This window comes from Methylobacterium sp. Leaf94, from assembly GCF_001426045.1.
Lineage (GTDB): Bacteria > Pseudomonadota > Alphaproteobacteria > Rhizobiales > Beijerinckiaceae > Methylobacterium.
In genome coordinates this window covers 182,820-209,123 of record NZ_LMRM01000001.1, presented here as the reverse complement: position 1 = coordinate 209,123, position 26,304 = coordinate 182,820, and the positions used below count along the sequence as shown (strand labels likewise).

The window sequence follows — 26,304 nt, the reverse complement described above, 5'->3', positions numbered from 1 at the left end:
GACCCGCTTTTTCGTCGCGGTATACCGAGAGGGACGTGTCGAGGTCGCGCGGGTATCAGCGCACCATCGCCAGCGACGCGCCGGATTTCGACAGCGCGCCGTCGAGGGCCCCGCCACCCTGACGCAGCCGGGCCGCGACGGTGCCGCCGGGCTGGTAGAGGTAGACCTCGCCGTCGCGGTAATCCCAGGCGGTGACCTTGGAGAGGTCCTTGTTCGGGCAGCCGGAGGCGCTGGCCTTGTAGAGGTCCAGGGCCGGAGCGCTCGACAGGGAGACCTTGCAGCTCGCGCCGGTGGCGTCCTTGGCATTCCAGGTGCCGACGACGGACGAGCGGCCGCCCGCCACGACCGGCGGCGGAGCCGGGGCGACGGGGGGCGCCTCCGGGGCGATCACCGGGGTCGAGGGGGCGACGGCCACGGTGGCGCCCACCGGGGGCGGCAGGTCCGCCGGGGCGGCGGTGGCGCCCGGCGGCGGGGCCAGCGGCTCCGAGGTGACCGGGCCGGACGGCATGGCGGGGACGACCGGCTCCAGGGCCGCCTGGGGGCCGGGGGCGATCCGGCCGCGCGTGGGACCCTCGAGGCGCTGGGAGGCACAGGCGCCGAGGCTGGCGGCGAGCGCGAGGACGGCGGCTGTCGACAGAAGCGAACGCGGCATCGATGTCATGTTCCGAGCAGGTGCGGGTGGGGAGCCCGGGGGCTCCTCGTTTCGGCCTGCGTCACCGGCAATTGCGCTGGCGGCAAGGCGCCGGGCGCGGGCGGTAAGGGATTTGCCGGGACCGCTCGATCTTTCGCGGCGGGTGTGGCGTTCGTGCCTCAGGGGATGGGGCCGACCCCCGGCTCCGTCGCGCCGGCCTGCCGCGCGGGCATCCGCCGGCGTTCCGCCAGGACGAGGGGCCGAGCGGGATCCGACCCCGGCGTGAGGATCGACGAATCGCGCTCGGTATCGCATTCCGGACGAAAGTGTGGCGACACAGGATCGGCAGTCTTGCGACGGAGGTTCGACAGATTCCGCGAATAAAGGCGCGCCGGATACAAGCATGTGTCCAGTTTCGGCACAATCCCGCCTCAGAAACGCCGAGTCGACCGGGTCGGATGGCCCCTGACGGACGACGCAAGTCGCGCGCCCGTCATCCGCGCCCTGGGGCCGGACCGAAGGCCCGGCACGTGCGCCGGCCCATGCAGGAGATGGAGCCGACCATGGCGGAAGCTGCCGAGCGTTCCATGTCGACCCGACCCGGTCGCGCCGCCCGAGGCCTCGGCCTCGCGGCCCTCCTCCTCGGCGGCGGTATCGCGGGTTTCGTCGCCTGGTCCCGTCCGCCGGCCGCGATCCCGACCCTCGCCGCCGTCACGCCGGTGGACCCGCCGGCAGCGGCCCCGGTCGGTGCCGACAGGTCTGCCGACTCCGCCGCCGCGACGTCCGCCGACTCGGCGCCCGTGGCACCCGAAGTCCCGGCGCCCGCGAGCGTCGCCGAAGCCACGACAGCAACCCCCGAGGCCGCGCCCGAGACCGCGCCCACGGCTATGGCGGAGCCGGCCACGGCCCAGCCGCCCCTCGTGGCGCGGTGGGTGCCGCTGCCGGTGCCGCGGCCCCCGGAATTTCGCGCCGGGCGCCTCTCCGCACGGTCGACCCGCGCGGCGCCCGCCCGGACCGCCAGCGCGGCGCCGCCCCCGGAGGACACCCGCTCCTTCATCGAGAAGCTCTTCGGCGTCGAGAGTTCCGAGCCGCCGCGGCTCGCCTACGCGGCCCTCGAGACCAAACCCGTCGACGACGTCTTCCGGCGCGCCCTCAGCGCCGTGCCGACCAGCCCGACCGGCGGCGTCGCGGTCTACGATATTCGCGCGAAGGTCGTGACCCTCCCGAACGGGGAGAAGCTCGAGGCGCATTCGGGGCTGGGCGAGAGCATGGACAATCCCGGCCACACGCATGTGCGGATGAGGGGGCCGACCCCCCTCGGCACCTACGACATCCGCGAGCGCGAGCAGCCGTTCCACGGCGTCCGCGCCCTGCGTCTCACCCCCGTCGGAGGCCCGGAGGCCATCCACGGCCGGGTCGGCCTCCTCGCCCACACCTACATGCTGGGTGCGAGCGGCGCTTCGAACGGCTGCGTCTCGTTCCGCGACTACGACAAGTTCCTGCAGGCGTACCTGCGCGGCGAGGTCCAGCGCCTCGTCGTGGTCGCGGGCGGCTAGGGGCCTCACGGCCACTCGTCACGGGGCCGCGGTCCGGGATCTTGTCGGGCGCATCGGCGCCGTCGAGATCCCTTCGCGGAGGCCGTGCGTCGCGGTCCCGGCTGAGACCGCGTGGAAAGATCTGTCCCAGGACTCATCCGCATTCGGCGCGTTTCCCGTGCTGTTCGCGCGTCTTCGCGCGTCGGCAGGCGCGCCCGCCCCCGATGGGGTCCAGGGTCTCGTCGGTGTTCGGGATCGGTACGACACGCCGACGACGCTCGGCGGGTCGTCTGCGCGTCGCCGCGGCGTTCCGCCTGCGAAGGGGCGTCGCCGTGCGCGCAACGACACCATGACGAAGACTTGCGCAATACTGTCGTATCAATACTGTCAAATATACAACAAACGCTGCTTTCGGGATGGTGTTGGCCGATAAATTCCTGATAAGGCGATTGATGGATTAGTCGAATGAACCGGTGAGAGGCGGAGGATGCGGCGGCGTACATTCGTGGCGGGTCTCGCCGGGTTCATCGGGTCCCGGCCCGCGTCGGCGCAGATGCAGCACGACATGGGCACGATGGCGGGCCAGGGTGCACTTGCCGCCCCGACGCCGGCGGCGCCCGTCCTGCCCCAGGGGCAACCGCTGCGCGACCTGCCGCGCCTGCCGAACCAGTCCACCGTTCCCGGCCGCTTCAGCGCGACGATCACGGCCGGCCCGGGCGTCGTGCGCTACGCGGAGGGTCTCGAGACGCCGGTGCTGCTCTATAACGGCGTCCAGCCCGTGATCGAGGCGACGGAGGGCGACCGGATCGCGATCCGGTTCCGGAACGGCGTTCCGGGACAGCCCTCCACGATTCACTGGCACGGGATGCCGGTCCCGTCCGATCAGGACGGCAACCCGATGAACCCGGTCGCGCCGGGGGACGAGCGCGTCTACGCCTTCGATCTCCCCGAGGGCAGCGCGGCGACCTACTGGTTTCACCCGCACCCGCACGGCTTCACCGCCGAGCAGGTCTATCGCGACCTGGCGGGCCTGTTCCTCGTCAAGCCGAAGGTCGATCCCATTCCGGCCGCCTACGGCGACACCGTCCTGATGCTCACCGATCTGCGGATCGCCGCCGATGGAACGATGCCCCGGAGCACCATGGCCGACGCCATGAACGGACGCGTCGGCGACCATGTGCTGGTCAACGGGCAGAAGAACCCGGTCCTGTCCGTAGCGCCGGGGGAGAAGCGCCGCATCCGCCTCGTCAACGCGACGAATGCCCGGTTCCTGCGCCTCGGCTTCGAGGGCGCGCGCATGCTCCTCGTCGGCACCGATGGCGGCTTGGTGGAGACGCCGGTTCCGGTCGACGCCGTGCTGATCACGCCGGGCGAGCGCGTGGAACTCATCGTCACCTTCGACCGGCCCGGGGAGGCCCGGCTGACGACGCGCCCCTATGCGCGGGGCTGGATGGGGCCGGGTGAGCCGAAGGAGGCCGGCCTCGTCCTGCTGACGGCCCGGGTGTCGGGCCAGCCGGCCGCCGCCTCCCCGCCCCTGCCGCCGGTCCTGAACCGGATCGCACCGCTCGGCGAGCCGGTCGTCTCCCGGCGCTTCGTCTTCACGGAAGCCATGACGCAGGGCAGCGGCCGGGATGGCTCGAAGGGCATGGCGGGCATGGGAGGCATGGCGGGCATGGGAGGCATGGCGGGCAAGGGAGGCATGGCGGGTATGGACGGCATGGCGGGCATGGACCGGGGCGCGACGGCGCCGCCCGGACCCGCATCGGCCGCGCCGTCCGGCGGCATGGCGATGCGATTCCTGATCAACGGCCGGAGCTTCGACCTGGGCCGCATCGACGAGGTCTCGAAGGTCGGCCAGGTCGAATCCTGGAGCATCGTCAACGAGTCGGACATGGACCATCCGTTCCACGTCCACGGGACCCAGTTCCAGATCGTGGACATCGCGAAGGGCGGCGCGGTCCGGACGCCGGAATTCCGGTCCTGGAAGGACACCGTCAACGTGGCGGCCGGCGAGACGGTCCGCATCCGCCTGCGCCAGGACATGGCGGGGCCGCGCATGTACCACTGCCACATCCTCGAACACGAGGATCTCGGCATGATGGGAACGCTCGACGTCCGGGCCTGAGCCAGGCCGGATGCCGGCGCGGCTGCGGGACGGACCGTCGCGCAGCCGGCGCCGGGCCGAGGTCAGGCAGCCCGGATGGCGTCGAGGAAGGTCTCGACCTCGCGCTGGACGGCCACGGCCTGGGTCGAGAGTTCCCCGGCCGCCATCATCACCTGCTGGGCGGCGCTGCCGGTCTCGCCGGCCGAGGCCAGCACCCGGGCCACGTTCGCCGAGACGTCCTCCGTCCCGTGGGCGGCCTCGATGGCGTTGCGCGAGATTTCTCCGGTTGCCGCCGTCTGCTCGATCACGGTCGCGGCGATCGTTTCCGTGATGCTGTTGACCGACCCGATGGTCTGGCCGATCTGGCGGATCGCGGTGACGGCCTGGGCGGTGGCCTGCTGGATCGCCGCGATGTGTCCGCCGATCTCGTTCGTGGCGCGCGCCGTCTGGCCGGCCAGTTCCTTGACCTCCGTGGCGACGACGGCGAAGCCGCGTCCGGCCTCCCCGGCCCGCGCCGCCTCGATGGTGGCGTTCAGGGCCAGTAGGTTGGTCTGGCCCGCGATGCTGGAGATCATCGTCACGGCTTCGCCGATCTGCTCGGCGGCGGCCGACAGGCTGGCCATGGCCACGTCGGTCGCCTGGGCCTCCCGCGTCGCCGCGGCCGCGACCGTGTTCGACTGCTTCACCTGACGCTCGATCTCGCGCAGGGAGGCCACCATCTCCTCGGCCGCCGAGGCGACCGTCTGCACGTTCGCGGAGGTCTGCTCGGCGGCCGCACTGGAGGCCTGGGCCTGATGACTCGTCGCGTCGGCCACGCCCGTCATGGAGCGGGCGGTGGCGTCGAGTTCGGTGGAGGCCGCGGTGACGACCCCCACGGCGGCGCCGATCGTCCGTTCGAACCCCTTGACCAACTCGTCGACGCGGTCGGCGCGGCGCTGACGGGCGGAGCGCTCCGAGACCTGCTGGGCCTCGAGTTCGATGCGGGCGATGGCGTTCCGGCGGAAGACGTCGACGGCCTTGGCCATCGCGCTCATCTCGTCCGTGGCGTCCTGCGACGGCACGACGACCGCCGTTTCCCCGGCGGCCAGACGGGTCATGGCCTCGGTCATCCCGGCGATCGGGCGGATCAGGCTGCGGGCGATCAGGACGGCCATGCCGCCGCCCAGGATCAGCGCCAGGGCGATCAGGCCCTGCTGCAGGCGCTCGCCGAAGGCGACGGTCGCTTCGGTGGTCGCGGCGACGGCCTTCATCCGCCCCTCGGTGACGGCGCGGGATTGGACCCCGGCGGCCGCGATGGCGGCGACCTTCGTCTTGATGCCGTCGAAATCGCGGCGGCTGTCCTCCATGGCCTTGGCGGCCTCCTGGAAGGCGCCGATATAGCTGGCGAACGCAGCCTCGCCGCGGGTGATCGCCGCGGCGGACGCCGGGTCGGGATCGAGGGCCCGCAGCGCCTTGCCGGCGGCCACGGCCGTCTGGGCGTAGTCCGCGAAGATCGTCGGACCCTTGGGGTCCAGGGTCGTCAGGAAGCGCCAGGCGGACATCCGCGTCAGCAGGACCGCGCTGTCGTAGGTCTGGGCCTGGATGAGGTGCGCCACGCTGCCGTTGGCCCGGATCTCCTGGAGGATGGCCTGGTTCAGGCGGGTGAGGCCGTTGCCCTCGTCGAACAGGCGGGTGCGGGCCTCGGCCAGGGCGGCGCCGCTGGCTCCCAGGCGGACGACGTCCTGCTCTAGGTCCCGGCCCCCGTCGGGCAATTGGGCGTAGACCTTCCGACGCTCGTCCGAGGCCGTGTTCCGCGTCACCCGGTCGCCGATCTCGACGATGCTCCGGCGGGTCTGATCGAGGTCGACCAGGGTCTCCGGCTTGGCCGTGGCGCTGTATGCGAAGGATTGGGCGATGAGCCGGTCGGTCAGGCCCGTGATCGTGTAGATGTCGCGGGTGTTCGTCTCGATCCGGTTGCGGTTCTCGTACTGGCCGGACAGTTCGGCGAACTGGTAATGCGATGCGATGCCCAGGCCGGCGATGAGGAGCATCAGCGTGCCGAAGCCGGCATACAGGCGGGTCCGAATACCGAACTTCATTGCAGTGTCTCGCTGAGTAGGATTACGTCGCGAGACCTTTAATAGGCTAGATCCAACAATATTCCGTTAAAAGAGCAGTATAGAAGTCTCTCTGAGCAAGGTGCATTGCTTGCGGGGTCCGCCTGACCTTCGGGATGGTCCCGCGCGGCCGGACCCTACGGAGCGATGCCGTCGATGGCGAGGCGCAGGTGCTTCGGGCCGCGCAGGGCCGAGCCCGGCCGGTAGGGCGGGGGGTCGACGGTCAGGCGCGGGTTCTTCAGGCGGCGGGCGAGGGCCACCAGGGCGGCCTCGACCTCGAAGCGGGCGAGCGGCGCGCCGACGCAGTAGTGCAGGCTGCCCCCGAAGCCGAGATGGCGGTTGTCGGCCCGGTCGGGATCGAAGCGGTCGGGCTCGGCATAGACCTCGGGGTCCCGGTTGCCGGAGGCGAGCAGCAGGACGAGGGGGGCCCCCTCCGGGATGGTGACGCCGTTCTGCGTGATCGGGCACAGGGTCTTGCGGGTGCGGAACTGGACCGGGGGCTCGTAGCGCAGCAGCTCCTCCACGACGCGGGGGGCGCGGGACGGGTCCTCGCGCAGGCGCCGCAGCTCCTCCGGGTGGCGGAGCAGGGTCAGCATGCCGTTGGTGATGAGGTTCACCGTGGTCTCGTGGCCGGCCACCAGCATCAGGATCGCGGTGGCGATGAGGTCGAAGTCGCTCATGCGCCCGTGGCCGTCGGCGCGCGCGGTGGCCAGACCCGACAGCATGTCGTCCTGCGGCTCCTTGCGCTTCTGCGCGATCAGGCCCTGCATGTATTCGGAGATGGCATCGAAGGTGCGGCTGTTCTCGGCGCGCAGCTCGTCGTCCTGCAGGGTGTCCGGTTCGAGGGCGGTGGCGAGCTGCGTCGCCCAGCCGTGGAACTGCGCCTCGTCCGCCGGCGGGATGCCCAGGAGTTCGCAGATCACCGTCACGGGGAGCGGATAGGCGAGGTCGTCGACGATATCGATGGCCGTCGCGTCCCCGAGCCTGTCGAGGATCTCGTCCACGAGGACGTGGGAGCGCGCCCGCAGGGCCTGGACCCGCTCCGGCGTGAACTGCTGCATCACGGCGGCGCGCAGGGCGTCGTGGTCCGGCGGATCGCGGAAGATGAAGGGCCGGTGGGTGTCGGTGATGTGGTCGCGCACCGGCTTCACCAGCCAGTCCTTGAGCGGGTTGCCGGTCTTGGGCCGGTCGGCCGGCGGCAGGGTCTCGGAGCTGACCCGCGGGTCGTGCAGCAGGCTCGCGATCGCCGCGTGGGAGGCGGCCACGTAGGTGCCGTCCGCCTGGCGCGAGACCGGGCATTCCCGCAGGCGGGCGAAGAGCGGGTACGGGTCCGGCCGGGCGGCCTCGTCCTTGATCTGCGCGAACAGGGTGTGGTCGCTCATGCCGCGTCCTTCTCGGAAGATGTGGGCTCGGCGGGTTCGGGGAAGGCCGGCGGTAGCACCGCGAACGGGCCGGCATCGACGCCGCCGGTCTCGGGCGGGAACGGCGCCCCCGCGGCGATGTGCTCGGCATAGGTTGGGAGCCAGCGGGCGCAGTCGAAGGCCACGGCGGCGATGCAGCGGCCCTCCCGGCCGTAGACCGCCACGAACCGGCCCTCCTTGAGGCTGCCCCGGGCGACGACGAAGCCGTCGGCGCCCGTGGTCAGGCCCACCGACTTGAGGGTGATTCCGCCCTGGCTCGACCAGAAGGCCGGCACCTCGGCGTAGGGCTCCGGCGCGAGGCCGGCCAGGAGCCGGCCGGCATGCCGGCCCTGCGCGACGGCGTGGCCCCAGTGCTCCAGGGCGATGCGGTGGCCCGGATAGAGCGGATGGGGAAACCGCGCGACGTCGCCGGCCGCCGCGATCCGGGTGTCGGGCCGTTCGGATTCGTCGAGGACGTAGCCCTGCGCGTCGCAGTCGATCCCGCCGTCGTCGCAGGCGAGGCCCGAGCCGGCGAGCCAGCCCGTGTTGCGCACGGCGCCGAGGGCCACCACCACCACGTCGGCCGGGAGGATCGTGCCGTCGGCGAGGCGGACCCGCGCCACGCGGCCGGTGCCGTCATCCTCCAGGGCCGCCACCTTCACGCCGCTGCGGATGGTGGTGCCGAGGCTGGCATGCAGGGCCTCCACCGCGGAGCCGAGATGCTGCCCGAGCACCTTGGCGAGCAGGGTCGGGCCGGTCTCCACCAGGGTGACGGTCAGACCGAGGGCCTGGCACGAGGCCGCCACCTCGCAGCCGATGAAGCCGCCGCCGATGATGACCACGTGGGCCGGGCCGGCGGCGAGGTCGCGCCGCAGGGCCTCGGCCTCGTCGCGGCCCCGCAGGGTATGCACGCCCGCGAGCCCTGCTTCCGCGGCGTTCGGCCAGCCACGCGCGGAGGCCCCGGTGGCGATGAGCAGCCGGTCGTAGGGCACCGCCTCGCCGCTCGCCAGCGTCACGGTCCGCCGGGTGCGGTCGAGGCCGGTGGCTGGGTCTCCGAAGCGCCAGTCGGCCTCGAGCGCCACGAGGTTCGGCAGCGTCGTGGCGTCGGCCGCGACCTCCCCGGTGAGCACCGCCTTCGAGAGCGGCGGCCGGTCGTAGGGGCGGTGCGGCTCGGCCCCGATGATGGTCAGGGGGCCGCGGAAGCCCGCCTGCCGCAGGCTCTCGGCGCCGCGCAGGCCGGCCAGGGAGGCCCCGACCACCACGATCCGCGTCTCGGCGTCGCTCATCGCGGGTCGGCCCCGGCATCCTCGACGCGGATGGCCTGCACCGGACAGGCGATCCGCGCGCGCTCGATGTCGTCGCGGGCGGCGGCCGAGGGGGCCGGGTCGTAGTGGAGGGCCTCGCGGCCCTTCAGGACGAAGTGGTGGGGGGCCGCGTAGCAGCACTGGGCGTAGGCCTGGCAGAGGTTCAGGTCGACGGTGACCCGCAGGCCCCCGGCGGCCCGGCGCCCGTCGGCGCTTGGCCGGTCGTGGTGGTTCAAGTCGGACATGCTTGCGCAATCTACCCGACCCGCTCACGGTTCCGCGACGCACCACGTGCCACGGGGACGCGGCCCGGCGCGCGGACGGACGCCGCCCCGGGACCGGCCGCCGGTGATGCGCCCCGGCCACAGGGGAGCGGGAAGAGGGTCCGCGCCCCGTCAGGCACTTGTCATACAATAACATCCCCATCATGAAACATTATAACGTTGAGTGATGGGGTGAGCGGGTGCGTCGATCGCGGATGGTGTGGGCCGGCGCGGCCCTGGCGGGGGCCGGCCTCGGGGCGAATGCCGGCGCGGCGCAGCAGGCCCAGGCGACCCTGGACGAACTCAGCGTCACCTCGCCGAGCCCGATCCAGCCCGTCCGCGGAGCGGGCGGCGCCGCGGGCGACGCCGGCGCGTCGTTCCCGGTGGGCGTGCTCCCGGTGGTGACCAGCACCTACTCGCCCGTCACCGCGGTGACGCAGCAGCAGATCGCCCGCGAGCAGCCGCGCACCCTCGGGGACGCCCTGTTCGACCGCCCCGGCATCTCCTCCTCGACCTACGCGCCCGGCGCCGCCAGCCGGCCCATCATCCGTGGCCTCGACAACGCCCGGGTGCGCATCCAGGAAAACGGCGTCATCAACAACGGCGTGTCGGACCTCGGCGAGGACCACACCGTTCCGGTGAACCCTCTCGTCAGCGACCGGATCGAGGTGATCCGCGGGCCGGCGACCCTCCGCTACGGCTCCGGGGCGATCGGCGGCGTCGTCTCGGCCGAGAACAACCGGGTCCCGACCTTCATCCCGGCGAACGGGGTGTCCGGTCAGGTCACGACCGGATTCTCCAGCGTCGACAACGGGCGGCTCGGCGCCGCGACGGTGGATGCCGGCAAGGACGGTATCGCGGTCCATGCCGACGGCTTCCGCAGCGCCACGGACAGCTACGCCATTCCGGGCGGGATCCAGCGCAACTCGGCCACCGAATCACAGGGCGGCTCCGTCGGCATCTCGGCCATCGGCGATCGCGGCTTCGTGGGCATCTCCTTCAGCCACTACGACGCGCTCTACCAGATCCCCGGCGGGGAGGCGGCCGAGAGCCGGACCCGTCTCGACCCGCGCCAGGATCGGGTCGTCGCCCGGGGCGAGTACCGCCCGCTGGACGGCCCCCTGGAGGTGATCCGGTTCTGGGCCGGCGGCTCGGTCTACCGGCACGACGAGCGCGGCATCGGCGAGACCGGGATCGACGGCATCCAGGCCACCTTCAAGAGCCGGGAGGTCGAGGGGCGCATCGAGGCCCAGCACGTGCCGGTCTTCACCGCCCTGGGGACGCTGACGGGCGCCCTTGGCGTGCAGAGCGGACGCCGGGTGCTCAACACGCAGGGGGAGAGCTTCCTGCCGGCGACGGAGTCGCGCTCGAACGCGGTCTACCTCTTCGAGCAGCTCGACGTGGGCCACGGCCTGCGCTTCCAGGCGGCCGGGCGCATCGAGGGCACGCGCTCGGCGAGCACGGCGGTGCAGTTCCCGAGCGACTACCTGCCGGTCGAGGGGCAGGATCCCCTGGCGTTCGGCCTCAAGCGACGCTTCGCGCCCAAGAGCGCCAGCTTCGGCGCCCTGCAGGACCTGCCCTACGGCTTCGTGGCCAGCGTGAACGGCTCCTACGTGGAGCGGGCGCCCACGGCCTACGAGCTGTTCTCGCAGGGACCGCACGACGCGACCGAGACCTTCGAGATCGGCGATCCCCGCCTGAAGCTCGAGCGTGCCCGCACCGTGGAGATGAGTCTCCGCCGGGCGCAGGGGCCGCTGCGCCTCGACGCGACGGGCTACTACACCCGCTACACCGGCTTCATCTACAAGCGCGACACGGGTAACCGCTGCGGCGACGACTTCGCCTCCTGCGGCAGCGGGGACGAACTTCGGCAGATCGTCTACGCGCAGCAGAACGCCACCTTCTACGGTGCGGAGATCGCCGCGCAGCTCGACCTGATCCCGGTGGGCAACGGCTGGGCCGGCCTCGAGGCGCAGTACGACTTCGTCCGGGCGCAGTTCGACGACGGCTCCTACGTGCCACGCATTCCACCCCATCGCCTGGGCGGCGGCGTGTTCCTGGCGACCGAGGGCTGGTTCGCCCGGGTGAACCTGCTGCACGCCTTCGACCACGTGGAGATCGCGCCGTTCGAGACGGTCACGCCCGGCTGGAACGACCTGCGCGCCGAGGTGAGCTACACCAAGGCCGTCGATCCGGCGCTCTACGGCGCGAGCGAAGTCACCCTCGGGCTGCAGGGGCGCAACCTCCTCGACGACGACATCCGCAACTCGGCCTCGTTCAAGAAGGACGAGATCCTGCTGCCGGGCCGCAATGTCCGCCTCTTCCTGACGGCACGCTTCTGAGCCGCGGCGCTTCCGCGTCGCGCCGTGACAATAAAAGCCGACGCGGGGGCCCAACCGTGCTACACGGAGCCAACCCCGCACGACCCCGTGCCCTGGGCAACCCCATGAGGCCCAAGTGGCAAATGCGTTCAAGAGCGGTGCGTCGCAGTCGCGATCGACCAATGATTTCAACGAGCGCGCGAAGCTCCTGTCCGAGCGCCTGGGCGCGATCGAGAAGCCGGTCCAGATGAAGCGCGGGAACGCGCCGCGCCGCACCTTCAAGGCAGGCCCGCGTCCCGAAGAGGAGACGGCGGAGCCGGCCGAGGCCCAGACCGAGGGCCAGGAGACCGCCGAGGGCGAGGACGCCGAGTCCGAGACGCGCTCCGAGAGCTGAGGACGAACGCGGTTCGCCCGATCGTCCAACACGAAAAGGGCCGACGCGCCGCGTCGGCCCTTTTCGCTGTCCGGTTCGCGTCCGTCCCGTTCCGGGCGCCGCCGAAGAGGTGCGCTCAGGGGCTCGGCGGCGCGCTCATACGCCTTGCGGCGGGCCTTGACCCCTCGCGACGGGTCTTGACGCCTCGCGTCAGGCCTTGGCTCAGCGGCGGGCCTTGGCCTTGCGCGCCGCGTAGCGGGCATCGCGGGCCGCCTTCTTGGCGACGAGCTCGGCGGCCTTCGCCTCGGCGGCGGCCAGAGCCTCGGCTTCTTCGCGGGCGATCTGCGCGGCGAGTTCCGCCTCCTCGCGGGCCCGCTTGGCTTCCGCCGCGGCCTTCTCGGCGGCGATCCGGGCCGCCTCGCGCTCGCGGGCGCGCTCTTCGCGGGCGCGGGCGACCTCGGCGCGGGCCTGCGCCTTGGCGATCATCTCCGGATCATCAGCCGGAGGACGGGCCTTGAATTTTTCCAGCAGCATCTGCTTGGCGCTGACGGAGTTCTTACGGCGATCGTCGAAGTTCCTGTAGTCGAAGGCGCCCATCTGACCTTTCTCATGTGGTGTGTCGCCCGCATCCGGCGTGGAGCACGCGCGGCATGGGGCCGTGGAAAAACTGGGGTATACGCTGATCTTGCACCGCAACAGCCCAATGCCCGACCGCCTGCCGGGAATCAACAGAACCCGCTCATTGAAAAGCGGCTTCTGACAGGTTGTTGAAACGATGCCGCAGCATTCGAGCCGGTCTCGGGCCGCCCGCATCGGGCGACCCGGACCGGCCGGCGGCGATCAGGCCGCCTGGAGGTTGCCGGCCGACTGCTTGCCGGTGCGGCGGTCGTTCTCGATCTCGTAGGAGACCTTCTGACCCTCGATCAGGTTGCGCATCCCGGCGCGCTCCACGGCGGAGATGTGAACGAACACGTCCTTGCCGCCGTCATCCGGCTGGATAAAGCCGTAACCCTTGGTCTCATTGAACCATTTCACGGTGCCCGTGCTCATGGTGCTGTTCTCCTGAAGCGTTGTCTTGCCTGCCATCGGCTGCCCGGTGCCCGCGTCGCAATCGCGCGGGCACCCGAGGCGCAGGGTCGTCGGATGGGATGTGCGATCGCAGCGGCACCCGCGTGCAGGACTGGCGAGCAGTCCTGGGAAAAGGGCGGGTGAGCTACCCGGAATGAGCCGGCCATGGAGCGATGGGGACAAAAGTAGGAAGCCTGCGACGCAGGGACAAGGCGCCAGCCAAAGCCGGGTTCCCTGGCCGATGGCGGAAAGCCGAGGCGGAGCCGGGCCTGCGGCGAACCGCGCAACCACCCCCGCGGCTGGGGGTAGAGCGGTGCACCGCGGTTGCTGCACCGCCGCCGGACCGGTAGGCTGGCGGTCAACATATGTGGGTCCGAAGGGCCCTGGGACAGGGCCGGGATGCGGGACCGGCAGCGGGGCCGCGGCCCGGAAGGGGATGGGATGGCGAGGCCTGCGACGCAGCGACGAAAGCCGGGAGCGCAGGCGCACCGGGCTCACCGGAACGGCCATTCGTGACGCGGATTCGGGGGCGGATGCGTCGCGGGTCGGTCTGGAGGCTCGCCTGCTTCGCCTGGCCGCTCGTCCTCGGTTCGGCCGGGGCCGGGCTCGCCGTGGGGCCGGCCCGGGCTTTCGACCTGTTCGGCCTGTTCGGCTCCGAGGAGGAACCGCCGGTCCCGAGCGCGGGCGCCCTGCCCTACACGGTGAAGATCTCGGGCATCGATGACGACGACGTCCTGCGCGCGCTGCAGGACACCTCGACGCTCTATCGCCTGCGCCAGGAGGCGCCGCCGGACGGAGAGGGCCTGGTGCGCCGGGCGGAGGCCGACCAGCGCCGCCTCGCCGACGTGCTCTCGGGCTACGGCTACTACCAGGGTACCGTCGCGATCCGCATCGACGGCGTCGCGCTGGCCGGCGAGTCCACCGTGGTGGCGGCTGCCCGCGCGGCCGAAGCGTCGCGCTCCCGCGCCCTCGTGCCGGTCAAGGTCGTGGTCGATCCCGGTCCGCTCTACACCCTGCGGTCGATCCGGGCTCGCGACCCCCGGGGCAACCCGTTTCCCGAGGAGGTCCTGCCGGAGCGCTTCACCCGGGTCGGGAACGACGTGCCGGCCCGCTCGGCCACCGTGCTGGCCCGCGAGGCCAAGATCGTCGATCGCTTCCGGGCCCTGGGCCATCCCTTCGCCAAGGCGGTCGCCCGCGACCCCGTGGTGGACGACGCCGCCCACGTCATGGACGTGACCTACACCGTCGATCCCGGGCCGATCGCCGGCCTCGGCGAGGTCGCGGTGCGCGGCACGCAGGACATCGACCCGGCGGTGGTGCGCTCGTTCATCTACGCCGAGCCGGGCGATCCCTACTCGCCCAAGGCCGTGTCGGACATCCGACGCTCGGTCGCCAAGGTCGAGGGGCTGGGCTCGATCCGGGTGCGCGAGGGCGAGACCCTCGATCCGTCCGGCAACCTGCCGATCTTCGTCGACGTCACCGAGCGCGAGAAGAACCTGATCGGCGTCGCGGCCCGCTACTCCACCGTCGATGGGCCCGGCATCCGGGCCTACTACGCCAACCGCAACCTGTTCGGCGGCGGCGAGACCTTCCGGGTCGATGCCGACATCTACTATCTCGGCAACGACCTCTACGCCAAGCAGCGCAAGGCCGCCGGCATCGACTCGAACGGCCTCGGCGGGCGGCTCTCGGCCACCTTCGTCAAGCCGGCTCTCTGGGGCACCCGGAACGACTTCATCGCCAACGTCTTCGTGGGCCGCGAGGCACAGCAATCCTACGTCAGCGACGCGGCGGGCGGCACCGTCGCCCTGCGCCACCGCTTCTCCGACACCTTCTTCGCCCAGGTCGGCCTCGACGGACAGGCCGGGCGCTCGCAGGACGCCCTCGGCAAGGTCGATTACCGCCTCGTCGGCGTGCCGCTCTCCGTGAGCTACGATTCCACCGACAACCTGCTGGATCCGACCGAGGGCGTGCGCCTCACCGCCTCGGCGACGCCCTATGCGGGCTTCCTCGGCTCCGATCCGTCGATCTTCGTCGCCAAGGCGCAGGGCTCGACCTACTACGCCTTCGACGACGAGGGCCGCTACATCCTGGCCGGCCGCATCGGCTTCGGCTCGATCTCGGGGGCGAACCTCGAGGACATCCCGGCCAACATCCGGTTCTTCGCCGGCGGCGGCGGTTCCGTGCGCGGCTTCCCCTACCGGACGCTCGGCCCGCGCGGACCCTTCAACCTGCCCATCGGCGGACGTAGCCTGCTCGAGGCCTCGGTGGAGGCACGCATCAAGGTGACCGACACCATCGGCGTCGTGCCCTTCATCGACGCCGGCACCGCCTTCGCCGGCAGCCTGCCCGATTTCGACGAGCGCATCCGCTACGCGGTCGGCCTCGGCCTGCGCTACTACACCGGCATCGGCCCGATCCGGGTCGACCTCGCCTTCCCGATGGACCGCATCAAGGGCAACCACGAGCGCCCGGTGGCCCTGTACATCAGCCTGGGGCAGTCCTTCTGATGGGATTCTGGAAGCGTCCGCGCGCGCAGGTCGCCGCCGCCACCCTGTGCCTCTCCGTCTTCGCCGCGACGCCGGCCACCCTGACCTACGCCGACGAGGGCGAGAAGACCGTGCTCGGCGGCCTCCTCTCGAAGGCCCTGTCGACGCCGGGTTCGCGGGTCGCCATCGGGGCCGTGGACGGCGCCCTCTCGTCGGACGCCACCATCCGCGACGTGGCGATCAGCGACGCCAACGGCGTCTGGCTGAAGCTCGACCGGGCGCGCCTGGTCTGGCGCCGCCTCGCCCTGCTCTCCGGCCGCCTGGAGGTGGACAGCCTGGAGGTCGGGCGCCTCGAAGTGCTGCGCCGCCCCCTCCCCGCCCCGGTCTCGGCGACGCCGGAGCCCGACGGATCGCTGCTGCCCGACCTGCCGGTGAAGGTCGAGGTGAAGACCTTCAAGCTGGCCGAACTCGTTCTCGGCGAGGCCCTCGCCGGGCAGCCGGCCCGCCTGACGGCCGAGGGCCGGGCCAAGCTCGGCGCGCCGGCCGAGGGGCTCGACCTCGATGTGGCGGTGCGCCGCCTCGACGCCGAGGGGCGCTTCGGCGCCCGCCTGCTGTTCGTGCCGAAGGGCGAGACCCTGGAGCTGAAGACCACCCTGGTGGAGCCCGCCGGCGGGCTTCTCTCCAAGGCCGCCAACCTCCCCGGCGCGCCCCCGATCAACCTCGACCTCGACGGGCGCGGCACGCTCGACGCCTGGAACGCCCGCCTCGACTTCGATGCCGGGCCGGACCTCGGGGCCCGCGGCACCGCCCGCATCTCCCGCATCGGGGCCGAGCGCCGGCTCGCCCTCGACCTCGCCTCGCGGATCGAGGGCCTGCTGCCCGGCCCGGCGGCGGCGATTTTCTCGGGCACGACCAAGCTCGACGGCGGCCTGCGCTTTTCCGACAGCGGGGCCTTCGGCATCGACCGGCTGGAGCTGACCTCGCGCACGGCCCGGCTCGAGGCCCGGGGTACCCTCACCGCCGACCGGATCGCCGACTTCCTCGTCTCCGCCCGCGCCCTGCCCACCGAGGGCGGCGTCACCAAGGCGGCGGATGCCGAACTCGACACCCTGGTCTTCGATGGCAGCCTGAAGGGGCCGATCGCGCGGCCCGTCGTCAACGGCACGCTGAAGGCCGCGGGCCTGCGCGCCGGCGGCTCGGCCCTGGAGCGGGTCGACGCCACCCTGTCTATGGCGCCGGCCGGCGCCGATCCCGCCGCCGCCCGCTTCGCGCTGGCCGCCGACGCCAAGGTGGACGGCCTGCGCCTCGCCGATCCGGCCCTTCGCCGGGCCATCGGATCGCGGGCCGGGCTGAGCTTCCGGGGCACGCTGCAGCCCGACGGCGTCGTCGACGTCGCCGAATTCAAGCTCGACGGCCCGACGGCCCGGGCCGCCTATGTGGGCCGGATCGGGCAGAACACCCTCGCGGGCACGCTCGATGCGGCGCTGTCCGACCTCGCGGCCTTCTCGGAGGTGGCCGGGCGGCCGCTCGCCGGCACCCTGACGGCGCGGGCGGCGCTGAGCGGCGACCCGGCCCGCAAGGCGGTGAACGCCGATCTGGACCTGCGCACCTCGGGCCTGGTCCTGTCCCTGCCGGCCCTCGACCGGACCCTCGGCCCGTCGCCGCGCTTCAGCGGCCGCCTGTCTCAGGTCTATGACGGCTACGCCTTCGAGAGCGCCCGCCTCGAGGGCGCCGAGATCGTCGGGCGCCTGGAGGGCCGCGCCACCGCGCGCCTCGCCGACGCCAAGCTGCTGGTCGACCTGAAGGACCTGTCGACCCTCGACCCGAAGCTGTCGGGCCGCGCGCTCCTCGACGGGCGCCTCACCGGCACCCTGGAGAAGCCCGACCTCACCGCCACGCTCACCGCCGACGACGCGCGCGCCCTCGGTCGCCCCTTACGCGACCTCCGGGTCGAGACGGCGCTGACGGACGTCACCGGCGCCCTCGACGGCACCCTGCGCCTGTCCGGCGCGGTGGGCGGAAAGGCCCTGCGCGGGGACGCCCACGTCGCCCGGCCCGCCCCCGACGCCTGGGTCCTCGACCGCCTCGCCTTCGGCCTCGGCTCGGTCACCCTCGACGGGCACGCCGCCCTCGACGCCCGCACCTTCCTCACCGAGGGGGCGCTGGCCCTCAAGGCCGGGAATCTCGACGACCTCGCGCCCCTCGCGCTGACACCGATGGCGGGCAACGTCGAGGCCGCCGTCACCCTGTCCCGCGCGGGTGGGCGCCAGGACGCCGGCATCCGGGCGAACGGGGCGTCCCTGCGCTTCGGCGAATTCGCCCTGTCGCGCCTTGACGCCGACCTCACCGGGCGGGACCTGCTCGGCCGGCCCATCGTCGACGGGCGGGTGAACGCCGACCGCCTCCTCGCCTCCGGGCAGAGCCTCGACACCGTGCGTCTCGTCGCCGTGGGCTCGCCGAGCGCCAGCGACATCACCCTGACGGCCAAGGCCCGGGGCTTCGACCTCGACGGCGCCGCCCGTCTCGTGCCGGGCGAGAGCACCCGCATCGACCTGTCGCGCTTTTCCGCCGCGCGGGGTGGGGACCGCTTCGCCCTGGCCGGCCCCGCGAGCGTGACCCTCGACGGAGGCTCGGCCGTGATCGACAACCTCGTGGTGTCCGCCGGTAGCGGCCGCCTCAGCCTGTCGGGCCGGGTCGGCGAGGCCCTCGACCTCAAGCTCGGCATCCGCAGCCTGCCCCTCGCCCTGGCGCGGATCGCCGCGCCCAACCTCGCCCTCTCCGGAACCCTCGACGGCGAGGCGGACCTGCGCGGCTCCGCCAACCGGCCCGAGGGCCGCTACGCCCTGACGGTCGCCCGCCTCGTCACGCCCGAGACCCGCAAGGCCGGCCTTCCGCCCATCGACGCCCGGGCGAGCGGCACGGTGAGCGACGGACGCGCCGGGATCGACGGACGGGTCTCCGCCGGGCGCGGCGCCGAGCTGACGGTGACCGGCTCCCTGCCGGTGGCCCCCGGCGAGGCGCTGGCGGTGAAGCTGCGCGGCACCCTCGACGCGGCGCTCGCCAACAGCCTCCTCAGCGTCGGCGGCCAGCGCGTCGCCGGGCGCATCGCCCTCGATGCCGGCGTGACCGGCACCCTCGCGGCCCCCCGCGCCGAGGGCAGCGCCACCCTGACGGGCGGTTCCTTCACCGATCCGCTCCAGGGCATTCGCCTGACCAACATCGAGGGACGGGTCACCGGCCGGGGCGACACCCTGGTGGTGGAGCGCCTGACGACGCTGACCCGCAACGGCGGAAGCCTGCGCGGCGACGGCCGGGTGGCGCTCGATCCCGCCGCCGGCTTCCCGGGCTCGCTCCGGGTCTCGGCCGAGCGGGCGGAGCTCGTCTCCAGCCCGCTGATGACGGCCGTGGCGAGCCTCAACCTCGCGCTCACGGGGCCACTGGCCCGAACCCCGAAGGTGGCGGGCCGGATCGACCTCGTCTCCGTCGACGTCTCGGTGCCGGACCGCCTGCCCGCCACGGTGCAGCCCCTGCCCGAGATCCGTCGCGTGAACACGCCCCCGGAGGTGCGCGCCCGGCTCGCCGCCCGGGCCGACCGCCGCGCCAAGGTCGCGGCCCTGGGCAAGCGGGGCAAGGTCGCCCCGCCCTTCGACGCCACCCTCGACGTCGCCGTGAACGCCCCCAACCGCATCTTCGTGCGCGGTCGCGGCATCGATGCCGAATTGGGCGGCGCCCTCCGGATCACCGGCTCCTCGCGGGATCCCGTCGCCACCGGCGATTTCGAGATGCGGCGCGGCCGCCTCAGCGTGGTCGGCCAGCGCCTCGACTTCACCCGCGGGCGCCTGACCTTCGGCGGCGAGATCGCCACGCCGGATCTCGACTTCGTCGCCGAGACCAAGGCCGCCGAGGTCACGGCACGGATCGCCGTGACGGGTCCGGCCAACCAGCCGAGCTTCCTCCTCACCTCGGACCCGAGCCTGCCGCAGGACGAGGTGCTCTCGCGCCTGCTGTTCAAGAAGGCCTCGGGGGGCCTGTCGCCGTTCCAGGCCCTGCAGCTCGCGCAGGCCGTGGCCCAGTTCTCCGGCGGGGCCGGCGGCGTCGACGTCTTCGAGCAGGCCCGCAAGGGCCTCGGGCTCGACAGCCTCGACGTCTCCACCGGCGCCAGCGGCGGACCGGCGCTGGGCGCCTCGCGCTATCTCAGCGACCGCCTCAGCGTCGGCGTGAAGGCGGGCGCCAAGCCCGCCGACACGGCGGCGACGGTGGATTACGACGTGACCCGGCGCATCAAGATCCAGGGCGAGGCCGGCAGCGACGGCCGCACCGCGGTGGGCGTCGGGGCCGAGTGGGAATACTGACGCTCAGCGCGTGAGCCAGAGGGACTGGCCGATGCCGCTGAGCGGTTCGTGGAAATGCGTGACCAGGACGATCGCCCAGAGCAGGCCGAGGATCGTGGTGAGGGCGACGAGGATGACCTCGCCGGACTCGCGCAGCCTCAGGAATCGGTGGGCCCCCTTGGGCGATGGGGTCTCGGTGCGTTGCTGTGCCATTCCGTCTCCGGGTCGAGCTTGTCATCCATCGAACGCCGCAAGCCGCGGGCCAGGAACCCGCGTCCGGGTCGCCCTCGCGCAACCGTGACGTCCCCCATCCCACTCCGGAATGACCCTCGTGTCCGCCTCCTCCCTGCTGATCTATCCCGATCCCCGCCTCCGCCTCGTGGCGGCTTCGGTCGCCCGGTTCGATGACGCCCTGCGCGAATCCGCCCGTGACCTCGAGGCGGTGATGCTGGCGGTCTCCGCCCTCGGGCTCACCCTGCCGCATATCGGGCAGGGCCAGCGCCTGGTGCTGCTGCGGATGGAGCCCGGCGAGCCGGTGACCGCCTACGTGAACCCGGAGATCGTTTGGGCCTCCCCCGAGCGCGGACCGCAGCAGGAGGGCAGCGTCTCGATGCCGGGGGTGACGGACGTGGTCGACCGAGCCGTGCGGATCCGGGTTCGCTACCGCGACCTCGAGGGCGCCGAGCACGAAGAGGACGCCGAGGGATTCCGGGCGGCCTGCCTCCAGCACGAGATCGACCAGCTCGACGGGATCTTCTGGATCGAGCGCCTCTCCCGCCTGCGACGGGACCGGGCGATCAGGCGCTTCGCCAAGCTGCGCCGGTCAGGCTCCTGAAAGCGCGGCCGCCATGCGGCGGAATGGCCGCGAGCGCGTTATGGCTTGGCGGCCCGCCCTCCTCCCGAGAGGCCGGCCGCCGATCACGTTCGTCTCTGCCGAGAATTTCCCGATGCGTTCGATCCGACCTCTCCTGCTCGCCCTGGCGGTCGCCGGCACGGCGCAGGCGACCATCCGGGAGGCCCCGGCTGCGCCGGCCCCCGCACCGGTTCCGGCGATCGGATGCGCGTCCCTGGCGAACCTGCGGCTGCTCCTGCGCGAGAGCAAGGACGTGGTGGCCACCGCCGTCGCGCGCCTCACCGACGACAAGGCCGACCACCTCGGCTGCCAGGTGGTTGCGCGCGATGCGGTGGCGGGCATCGCCGAGCACCTGACCCTGAACGGCAGCGCCTACGATTGCCTGACCCTGCGCACCACGAGCGTCTGCCATTGGGTCGTCGCCGGCACGGTCAAGCCCACCGAGGCCGTGGCGAAGCCTCGCGCGGGCGAGAAATCCAAGGCGTCCGACAAGACGTCCGACAAGGCCGCCGACAGGACGTCCGACAAACCCGCCGCACCGGAGAAGAGCCGCCGATGACCCGACCGTTGCGCGCCCTCCCCCTGGCCCTCCTCCTCGGCCTCGCCGCCGGCATCGCCGCCCGCGCCCAGCCGGTCGAACCCACCGACGTCATCGCCTGCAAAACCCTGGTCGCGTTGCGGGTCCTGATGGCCAGCGGCGACCGGGCTGCCGCAGAGGCGGTCCTGCCGCAGCATCCGGATTGCCGACGGATCGCGCGTGCGCGCATCGGCGCCGCGGAGCACCGCGCCATGGTCGGCGGGGCCCCGTTCGAGTGCCTTACCGTGGCGAACGAGGCCGATTGCGCCTGGGTGATGCCCTGACGGGCACGCCGAAACGACGTCACCACCACGACAGCAGGGGGAACAGGATGCAGACAACAGGGATGTGGCGTGGGCCGGCGCTCGCATTGACGCTCTCGGCCATCGCCTCGGTGGCCATGGCTCACGCGGCTTCGGCGCAGGGGGAATCCACGCCGATCCAGAGTCCGCAGGACGCGGCCTGCCGCACGGAGGCCCGCGACCGGGTGTTCTCGACGCCCGACCCGAAGGGGCTCGGCCTCTACGCGATCGGCCGTCAGCTCTACTTCGCCTGCATGAAGCGCGCCCAGCCGGGGCCTCGCCGCCGGGAGCGGGCGCGCGCCTCGTAGAATCCGGCGGGTTCATCCTGAACCTGGCAGACTCCCGATTCCGGCCGTGTCGTTCGTCTCTTCGGGATCACCGGTTTCCGCTGATCCCCGACAAACGCGAAGGCGGTGCGATCAGACGCTGAGGGGCGCGCCGATCCGGGCCCGGAGGACGTGCCGAAGGTTCTCGTTGTCGTTGGTGTCCGCGTCGAGGGCGGCCATCAGGCGAAGCAGCCGGCTGATCGGCGTGGTGCGGTCCTCGACCGCCGCGTCGATGAGCGCCCGAAGGGGAACAGGCTCGCTGGCCGGGTGCATTTTCAGGTTCGTCTGGGCCGGCTGGGGCATGGTCCGCGGATCCGTGGCGTGATCAGGCGCGATCACGGGCGGCTCGCTACGCCATCGAAGGACCCGGCGCCAGGGTTTTTTGCCATCTATCCATAGCCGGCACGCAATCCTGCCCTGCGCCACGGAACAAAGCGGGATTACGCGGGAAATGTGTGGATCGGTGCAGATCCCACGCGTCGCGTGGCCGGTTTGCCACCGGGCCCGTCCGAATCGACAGGCCCGGACCGAAACCCCTGCGCCGGGATCCCGGTCGCCGGATCACCGAGCCAGCGGCGAGGCGGCGTAGGCGTCGAGAAGGTCCTGCGGATCCTTGTAGAGGGCGATGCAGCCGGACGCGCTCAGGTCGGCTTCCGGAAAACCGCCGCAGAGAACTCCGATGGTCGGAAGGCCGGCCTTCCCCGCCGCCTCGGCGTCGTAGGGCGTGTCGCCGATCACCACGGCCTGCGCCGCCGTGATCGGGGCAAGCTTTGTCAGGGCGGCCTCGAAGATGTCGGGGAAGGGCTTCGAGCGTTCGACGTCGTCGGAACTGACCACCACGTCGGTGAGGTCCTCGACCCCCATCAGGGTCTGGTAGTGATCCACCTCCTTCGCCTTGCCGGAGGAGGCCAGGGCGAGGGTCAGGTCCTGGGCCTTCAGGTGCTCGAACAGGGCCCGGACGCCGGGGAAGGGCTTCACCTTCGAGAGATAGTCGCGCTTGAACAGGTCCGAACGGTAGGCCTCGATCGTCTTGCCCTCGCGCTCCACCTGCTCCGGGTCGAGGAAGACCGGCAGCAACTGGTCGCCGCCCTTGCCGATCTGGCTCCGGGCCTGGTCGTGGCTGACCGTGACGCCGAAATGCGCGAAGGCGTCCACCCAGGCCTGGGCATGGAGGTCGACGCTGTCGAGCAGGGTTCCGTCGATATCGAAGATCACCGCCCGTACGGTCTTGGTCATCGCGTCATCCCGAACCGGTTGCACGCCGGCGGACAGGCCGGGGCTCCCAGGGCGAACGGATGGCTCTCCCGGCCGTTCCGCCGGAATGGCCGGATTCATTCGGCGGGCTCAGCGGGGAAAGATGTGCAGGCCGTCGTCGGGCAGGAGGTTGCGGGCCGGACCGCCGGTCTGCTGGCCGCGGCCCTGCTGGTAATAGGGCAGCTCCGGACGGCGATCATTGTCGCCGCCGGAATCATACTCGTAGGGCTTGCTCCAGGGCGCCCGTCCGCCAACGCCGCCGGTGGTGTCGACGTCGAGGAGCGCGGGGCCGCCGCGCAGGCCGCCGGGTCCCGCCAGGGCGGCGAGCGGCAGGCCGGCCATGCCGAGGGCCAGAAGGGTCGCGATCGTCGTCTTCATGGAAGCCTCGCCTGGGAAAGCGCACGGCCCTCAGGGCCGCGGCCACGTCTCTGGATCTGGCCTGACAACGGTCAAGGTTTTCCTTCGTTCCGGCGTCCCTCGCGTGGAGGCTGCCTCCGCGGCCAGCGAAAAGCCCGCCCCACCGGTCCGGTGAAGCGGGCTCTGATTCGTCCGGGGGCGGGGCCGGAAGGCTCCGGCCCGCGCGTCTCAGTGAACGGTGGCGACGCTCTCGACCACGCGGCCGCGGGCGGAAGCCCGGGGCGTCTTAGTCACCGCAGCCTTGGCCACGGCAGCCTTGGCCACGGCCGCCTTGGCGACAGTGGCCTTCTCGGCGGCGGGCGTCTTGGCAGCGGCGGTCTTGACAGGGGCGGTCTTGGCAGGGGCGGTCTTGGCAGGGGCGGTCTTGGCAGCGGGCGCCTTCGCGGCCACCGGCTTGGTGGCCTTCGTGTCGGCGGCGGCCTTCGCCTTCGTCTCGACCTTGGCGCCGGCGCTGCGGCTGCGGCTCGGCTTGGCCTTGAGGGTCTCGGCGAGGACGGCGGCCGGGCTGGCCGAGAGGGTGACGTCCGCGGTGGCGGCCTGGATCACCTCGATGCCCATCCGCGACGGGGTCAGGAGCTCGATCTCGGCGCGCAGCCAGTGCGCCTCCGCCTGGCCGAACACGCGGCCCTCGTCTTCCCAGATGTAATAGGCGCGTTCGCGCACCTGCTGCTCGAAGGGGTTCATGCTGTCTCCTCGTCCGATCGGTTCCGACGTCCCGGGCGAGGATGAAACCGGATGGTTAAGCGGGCGTTAACCGCCCCGGCATGGCGGCGGGTGCTCAGCCCTGGGACAGGCGTCGGGCGTTGGCGCGGACCTTCCGCCGGTAGCCGGCCACGACCCCGGCGGTGGAGCCGCCGGTGGCGATCAGCAGGGCGGCCTCCTGGGCGGCCATGATCTTCTCGGTGACCATGTGCTGGGCCTCGGCCTGGGCCGCGGCACCGCCCGTCGCCAGCTTGGCGAGGCGCAGGGCGATGACCTGCTGCGATTCCATCGCGAGCAGGGTCGCGTCCATGCCGAGCTTCCACCACGAACCGAACATCAACATCCACTCTCAAGATAGGTCGCGCCGAGCCGGCTTGGCGGCTCGGCCTTACCGATAGGGTCCCGCGCCCGGTATCCGGGCTGGGGACCCGTTCGCTCAGTCGAACAGGCGGTTCTTCGCGCCGGAGCCGCCGAGGCTGATCTTCTTGGTGCCCGATCCGCCGAGGCTGATCTTCTTCGGCGGGGCGGCGGCCGGGCTCGGCGTCGCCGGGCGCGCCGGCTTCAGGCGGGACTGGCCGTAGACCACCGAACCGATCTCGTCGGCGACGCGCACGAGATCCTCGCGCTCGCAGGCCCGCGCGACCCGCAGGCCGAGCTGGTGCATGTGGCTCTTGCCGTAGAGGTAGACGGCGAGGCGCGCGCGCGTCGTCGTGGACATCGCCTCCAGGATCTCCGGCAGGTCCTCCTCGTCCGCCCGGTAGACCTGGCCGAGGAGTTCGAGGGAGACCGGGCAATCCGGATCGGGAACGGCGCCGCTGGTCGGGTGAGCCTGCGTCATGGGGCATCTGCCTGTGCGAGGGGCGGAGGGGGAACGGCCGGCGAATCGGCCGCGAGGGGCGTAAGGCCGCCCGCATCGGCGCGGGCGGGCGGTGCGGCGACCGGCACCGAGGAGGGCGGCACGGCCGCGAGGCAGCCGGTGCAGACCGAGGCGATGGCGATGCGGGACCGGGCTTCGGCCCGCTGCCAGACCGCCTCGCTGCGGGCCCGCGCCGCCTGGGCCGCGGCGTCGTCGAAGGCGCCGGACCCACCGGAGCCGACGCTCGCCTCGCCGCCGGGGCGGATGCGGATGAACAGCGGTTCCTCAGCGAGGGCCGGGCCGCCCGTCAGGACCCCGATAGCAGGCGCGAGGGCGGTCAGGCTACCCGCGATCGCCAGGGCTGCGGAACGGGAACGGGGCATCGGCTCCTCGGTGCGATTCGACGGCGTGGGGATCGGCCATGCCGGCCGCCATCGTTCGGCTGAACAGGGTTAACGATGTCTGAAGCGAACCAGATGCCGCAGCGGCAGCGCGTCCGCTCGACCCACGGCGCCCGGGCGGCCTAACAGGACGCCATGGAACCGAACGTCTACCTCCTGCTGGCCGCAGCCCTCCTGTATTCCGGCTACATGGTCCTCGCCATGAGGTCCTGAACGAGGCTCAGCGGCGCTCGTCGCGCTCGATCACCGCGCAGGCGGTGACGGGCGCTTCGCGCGATCCGGAGAGGGAGCAGGTCACGAGGACTTTCCCGGCATCGACGTTGCTGTGCCGCGTCGTGGCGGCGGCGGTGCGGGCCGTCCGGGCCGCCTGCGCCAAGTCCTCGGACGCGAGGCCCGTGACGGCGTGGCCCGCCCGTCCGAACAGATCGAAGTAGCCAGCGGGGAGCGGCGTGCCCCGGAACTGGACGCCGGTGGCCGAGAGCTCGCCGCAGGCCAGCGTCATCCCGATCCCGTCGGGGGCGCTGAATTCCGCGAAGTCCGCCGTCCGCTTGACCAGGGTGGCCTGGGTCTCGGCCACCACCCGGTCGATGAGGTCTCCGCAGGAATCCGCCGCGGCGGGTCCGGCGAGGGCGAGGAGGCCGAGGGTCGCGGCCAGGGTGGGACGAATCACGCGCATGCCCTTCTACCTAAGAGCGGCCCGG

General features: G+C 72.2%; 26 protein-coding genes. 10 read left to right on the top strand and 16 right to left on the bottom strand.

The genetic code is table 11. The features are described from left to right. Nucleotides 1-55: 55 nt before the first annotated feature. Nucleotides 56-652 (bottom strand): AprI/Inh family metalloprotease inhibitor, encoded by a 597-nt coding sequence (locus ASG63_RS00975; RefSeq protein WP_056211151.1) that lies wholly within the window; start codon nt 650-652, stop codon nt 56-58. A gap of 566 nt (nt 653-1,218) precedes the next feature. On the opposite strand from ASG63_RS00975, the gene ASG63_RS00970 reads away from it, so the two are divergent. Together ASG63_RS00970 and ASG63_RS00965 are read left to right on the top strand one after the other, a co-directional pair. Beyond that, on the top strand, nt 1,219-2,187 hold the full coding sequence (locus tag ASG63_RS00970; protein ID WP_056211449.1) for a DUF2778 domain-containing protein: 969 nt from the start codon (nt 1,219-1,221) through the stop codon (nt 2,185-2,187). Nucleotides 2,188-2,653: 466 nt separating this feature from the next. Beyond that, complete coding sequence (locus ASG63_RS00965) at nt 2,654-4,291, top strand: multicopper oxidase family protein (RefSeq protein WP_056211149.1); 1,638 nt, start codon at nt 2,654-2,656, stop codon at nt 4,289-4,291. A gap of 62 nt (nt 4,292-4,353) precedes the next feature. Here ASG63_RS00965 and ASG63_RS00960 read toward each other — a convergent pair whose 3' ends face one another. The 4 genes from ASG63_RS00960 to ASG63_RS00945 all read right to left on the bottom strand — a co-directional run bounded on the left by ASG63_RS00960 (nt 4,354) and on the right by ASG63_RS00945 (nt 9,315). Next, nucleotides 4,354-6,348, bottom strand: a complete 1,995-nt coding sequence (locus tag ASG63_RS00960; protein WP_082559125.1) for a methyl-accepting chemotaxis protein — start codon at nt 6,346-6,348, stop codon at nt 4,354-4,356. Nucleotides 6,349-6,503: 155 nt separating this feature from the next. Further along, entirely contained in the window at nt 6,504-7,748 is a 1,245-nt protein-coding gene (locus tag ASG63_RS00955; RefSeq protein WP_056211147.1) for a cytochrome P450, read from the bottom strand. Next, complete coding sequence (locus tag ASG63_RS00950; RefSeq protein WP_056211145.1) at nt 7,745-9,052, bottom strand: NAD(P)/FAD-dependent oxidoreductase; 1,308 nt, start codon at nt 9,050-9,052, stop codon at nt 7,745-7,747. Before ASG63_RS00950 ends, ASG63_RS00955 begins: the two co-directional genes overlap by 4 nt. Further along, nucleotides 9,049-9,315, bottom strand: a complete 267-nt coding sequence (locus ASG63_RS00945; RefSeq protein WP_056211143.1) for a ferredoxin — start codon at nt 9,313-9,315, stop codon at nt 9,049-9,051. Before ASG63_RS00945 ends, ASG63_RS00950 begins: the two co-directional genes overlap by 4 nt. Before the next feature lie 233 nt (nt 9,316-9,548). Between ASG63_RS00945 and ASG63_RS00940 the strand changes: the two genes are divergently transcribed. Together ASG63_RS00940 and ASG63_RS00935 are read left to right on the top strand one after the other, a co-directional pair. Continuing rightward, complete coding sequence (locus ASG63_RS00940; RefSeq protein WP_056211142.1) at nt 9,549-11,675, top strand: TonB-dependent receptor; 2,127 nt, start codon at nt 9,549-9,551, stop codon at nt 11,673-11,675. A gap of 115 nt (nt 11,676-11,790) precedes the next feature. Then, complete coding sequence (locus ASG63_RS00935; protein ID WP_056211140.1) at nt 11,791-12,048, top strand: hypothetical protein; 258 nt, start codon at nt 11,791-11,793, stop codon at nt 12,046-12,048. A 201-nt stretch (nt 12,049-12,249) separates the two neighbouring features. Here ASG63_RS00935 and ASG63_RS00930 read toward each other — a convergent pair whose 3' ends face one another. Together ASG63_RS00930 and ASG63_RS00925 are read right to left on the bottom strand one after the other, a co-directional pair. Further along, nucleotides 12,250-12,624, bottom strand: coding sequence for a DUF6481 family protein (locus tag ASG63_RS00930; protein ID WP_056211138.1), 375 nt, complete (start codon nt 12,622-12,624; stop codon nt 12,250-12,252). A gap of 243 nt (nt 12,625-12,867) precedes the next feature. Next, nucleotides 12,868-13,077, bottom strand: a complete 210-nt coding sequence (locus ASG63_RS00925) for a cold-shock protein (protein WP_055952791.1) — start codon at nt 13,075-13,077, stop codon at nt 12,868-12,870. A 551-nt stretch (nt 13,078-13,628) separates the two neighbouring features. On the opposite strand from ASG63_RS00925, the gene ASG63_RS00920 reads away from it, so the two are divergent. Together ASG63_RS00920 and ASG63_RS00915 are read left to right on the top strand one after the other, a co-directional pair. Then, nucleotides 13,629-15,605, top strand: coding sequence for an autotransporter assembly complex protein TamA (locus tag ASG63_RS00920; protein ID WP_056211136.1), 1,977 nt, complete (start codon nt 13,629-13,631; stop codon nt 15,603-15,605). After that, nucleotides 15,605-19,936, top strand: a complete 4,332-nt coding sequence (locus ASG63_RS00915; RefSeq protein ID WP_056211135.1) for a translocation/assembly module TamB domain-containing protein — start codon at nt 15,605-15,607, stop codon at nt 19,934-19,936. The genes ASG63_RS00920 and ASG63_RS00915 overlap by 1 nt, the downstream gene beginning before the upstream one ends. 3 nt (nt 19,937-19,939) lie before the next feature. Here ASG63_RS00915 and ASG63_RS00910 read toward each other — a convergent pair whose 3' ends face one another. Continuing rightward, entirely contained in the window at nt 19,940-20,128 is a 189-nt protein-coding gene (locus tag ASG63_RS00910; protein ID WP_056211132.1) for a hypothetical protein, read from the bottom strand. A 118-nt stretch (nt 20,129-20,246) separates the two neighbouring features. On the opposite strand from ASG63_RS00910, the gene ASG63_RS00905 reads away from it, so the two are divergent. The 4 genes from ASG63_RS00905 (at nt 20,247) to ASG63_RS00890 (ending at nt 21,955) form a co-directional block, all read left to right on the top strand. After that, nucleotides 20,247-20,750, top strand: a complete 504-nt coding sequence (locus tag ASG63_RS00905) for a peptide deformylase (RefSeq protein ID WP_244479776.1) — start codon at nt 20,247-20,249, stop codon at nt 20,748-20,750. Nucleotides 20,751-20,862: 112 nt separating this feature from the next. Beyond that, the gene (locus ASG63_RS00900) at nt 20,863-21,327 is read left to right on the top strand and encodes a hypothetical protein (RefSeq protein WP_200957515.1); all 465 of its coding nucleotides are present in this window, start codon (nt 20,863-20,865) and stop codon (nt 21,325-21,327) included. Then, a complete protein-coding gene (locus ASG63_RS00895; protein ID WP_056211128.1) occupies nt 21,324-21,629 on the top strand; it encodes a hypothetical protein in 306 nt (101 codons plus the stop codon). Before ASG63_RS00900 ends, ASG63_RS00895 begins: the two co-directional genes overlap by 4 nt. 62 nt (nt 21,630-21,691) lie before the next feature. Next, entirely contained in the window at nt 21,692-21,955 is a 264-nt protein-coding gene (locus ASG63_RS00890) for a hypothetical protein (protein ID WP_244472747.1), read from the top strand. 111 nt (nt 21,956-22,066) lie between these two features. Here the strand turns inward: ASG63_RS00890 and ASG63_RS00885 are convergent, their stop codons facing one another. The 8 genes from ASG63_RS00885 to ASG63_RS00850 form a co-directional block, all read right to left on the bottom strand. After that, on the bottom strand, nt 22,067-22,246 hold the full coding sequence (locus tag ASG63_RS00885; protein ID WP_244472776.1) for a hypothetical protein: 180 nt from the start codon (nt 22,244-22,246) through the stop codon (nt 22,067-22,069). A 288-nt stretch (nt 22,247-22,534) separates the two neighbouring features. Further along, entirely contained in the window at nt 22,535-23,209 is a 675-nt protein-coding gene (locus tag ASG63_RS00880) for an HAD family hydrolase (protein WP_056211124.1), read from the bottom strand. A 108-nt stretch (nt 23,210-23,317) separates the two neighbouring features. Beyond that, nucleotides 23,318-23,605, bottom strand: a complete 288-nt coding sequence (locus tag ASG63_RS00875) for a hypothetical protein (protein WP_056211122.1) — start codon at nt 23,603-23,605, stop codon at nt 23,318-23,320. A 207-nt stretch (nt 23,606-23,812) separates the two neighbouring features. After that, nucleotides 23,813-24,328 carry a DUF2934 domain-containing protein gene (locus ASG63_RS00870; protein ID WP_056211120.1) on the bottom strand — a complete coding sequence of 172 codons (516 nt, stop codon included), beginning with the start codon at nt 24,326-24,328 and terminating at the stop codon, nt 23,813-23,815. A gap of 94 nt (nt 24,329-24,422) precedes the next feature. After that, nucleotides 24,423-24,683, bottom strand: coding sequence for a hypothetical protein (locus ASG63_RS00865; RefSeq protein ID WP_056211118.1), 261 nt, complete (start codon nt 24,681-24,683; stop codon nt 24,423-24,425). A gap of 99 nt (nt 24,684-24,782) precedes the next feature. After that, nucleotides 24,783-25,184 (bottom strand): hypothetical protein, encoded by a 402-nt coding sequence (locus ASG63_RS00860; protein WP_056211116.1) that lies wholly within the window; start codon nt 25,182-25,184, stop codon nt 24,783-24,785. Then, a complete protein-coding gene (locus ASG63_RS00855; RefSeq protein WP_056211114.1) occupies nt 25,181-25,585 on the bottom strand; it encodes a hypothetical protein in 405 nt (134 codons plus the stop codon). Before ASG63_RS00855 ends, ASG63_RS00860 begins: the two co-directional genes overlap by 4 nt. Before the next feature lie 238 nt (nt 25,586-25,823). After that, nucleotides 25,824-26,279: a hypothetical protein gene (locus ASG63_RS00850; protein ID WP_056211112.1), complete on the bottom strand. Its 456-nt coding sequence runs from the start codon at nt 26,277-26,279 to the stop codon at nt 25,824-25,826. Nucleotides 26,280-26,304 lie beyond the last annotated feature (25 nt).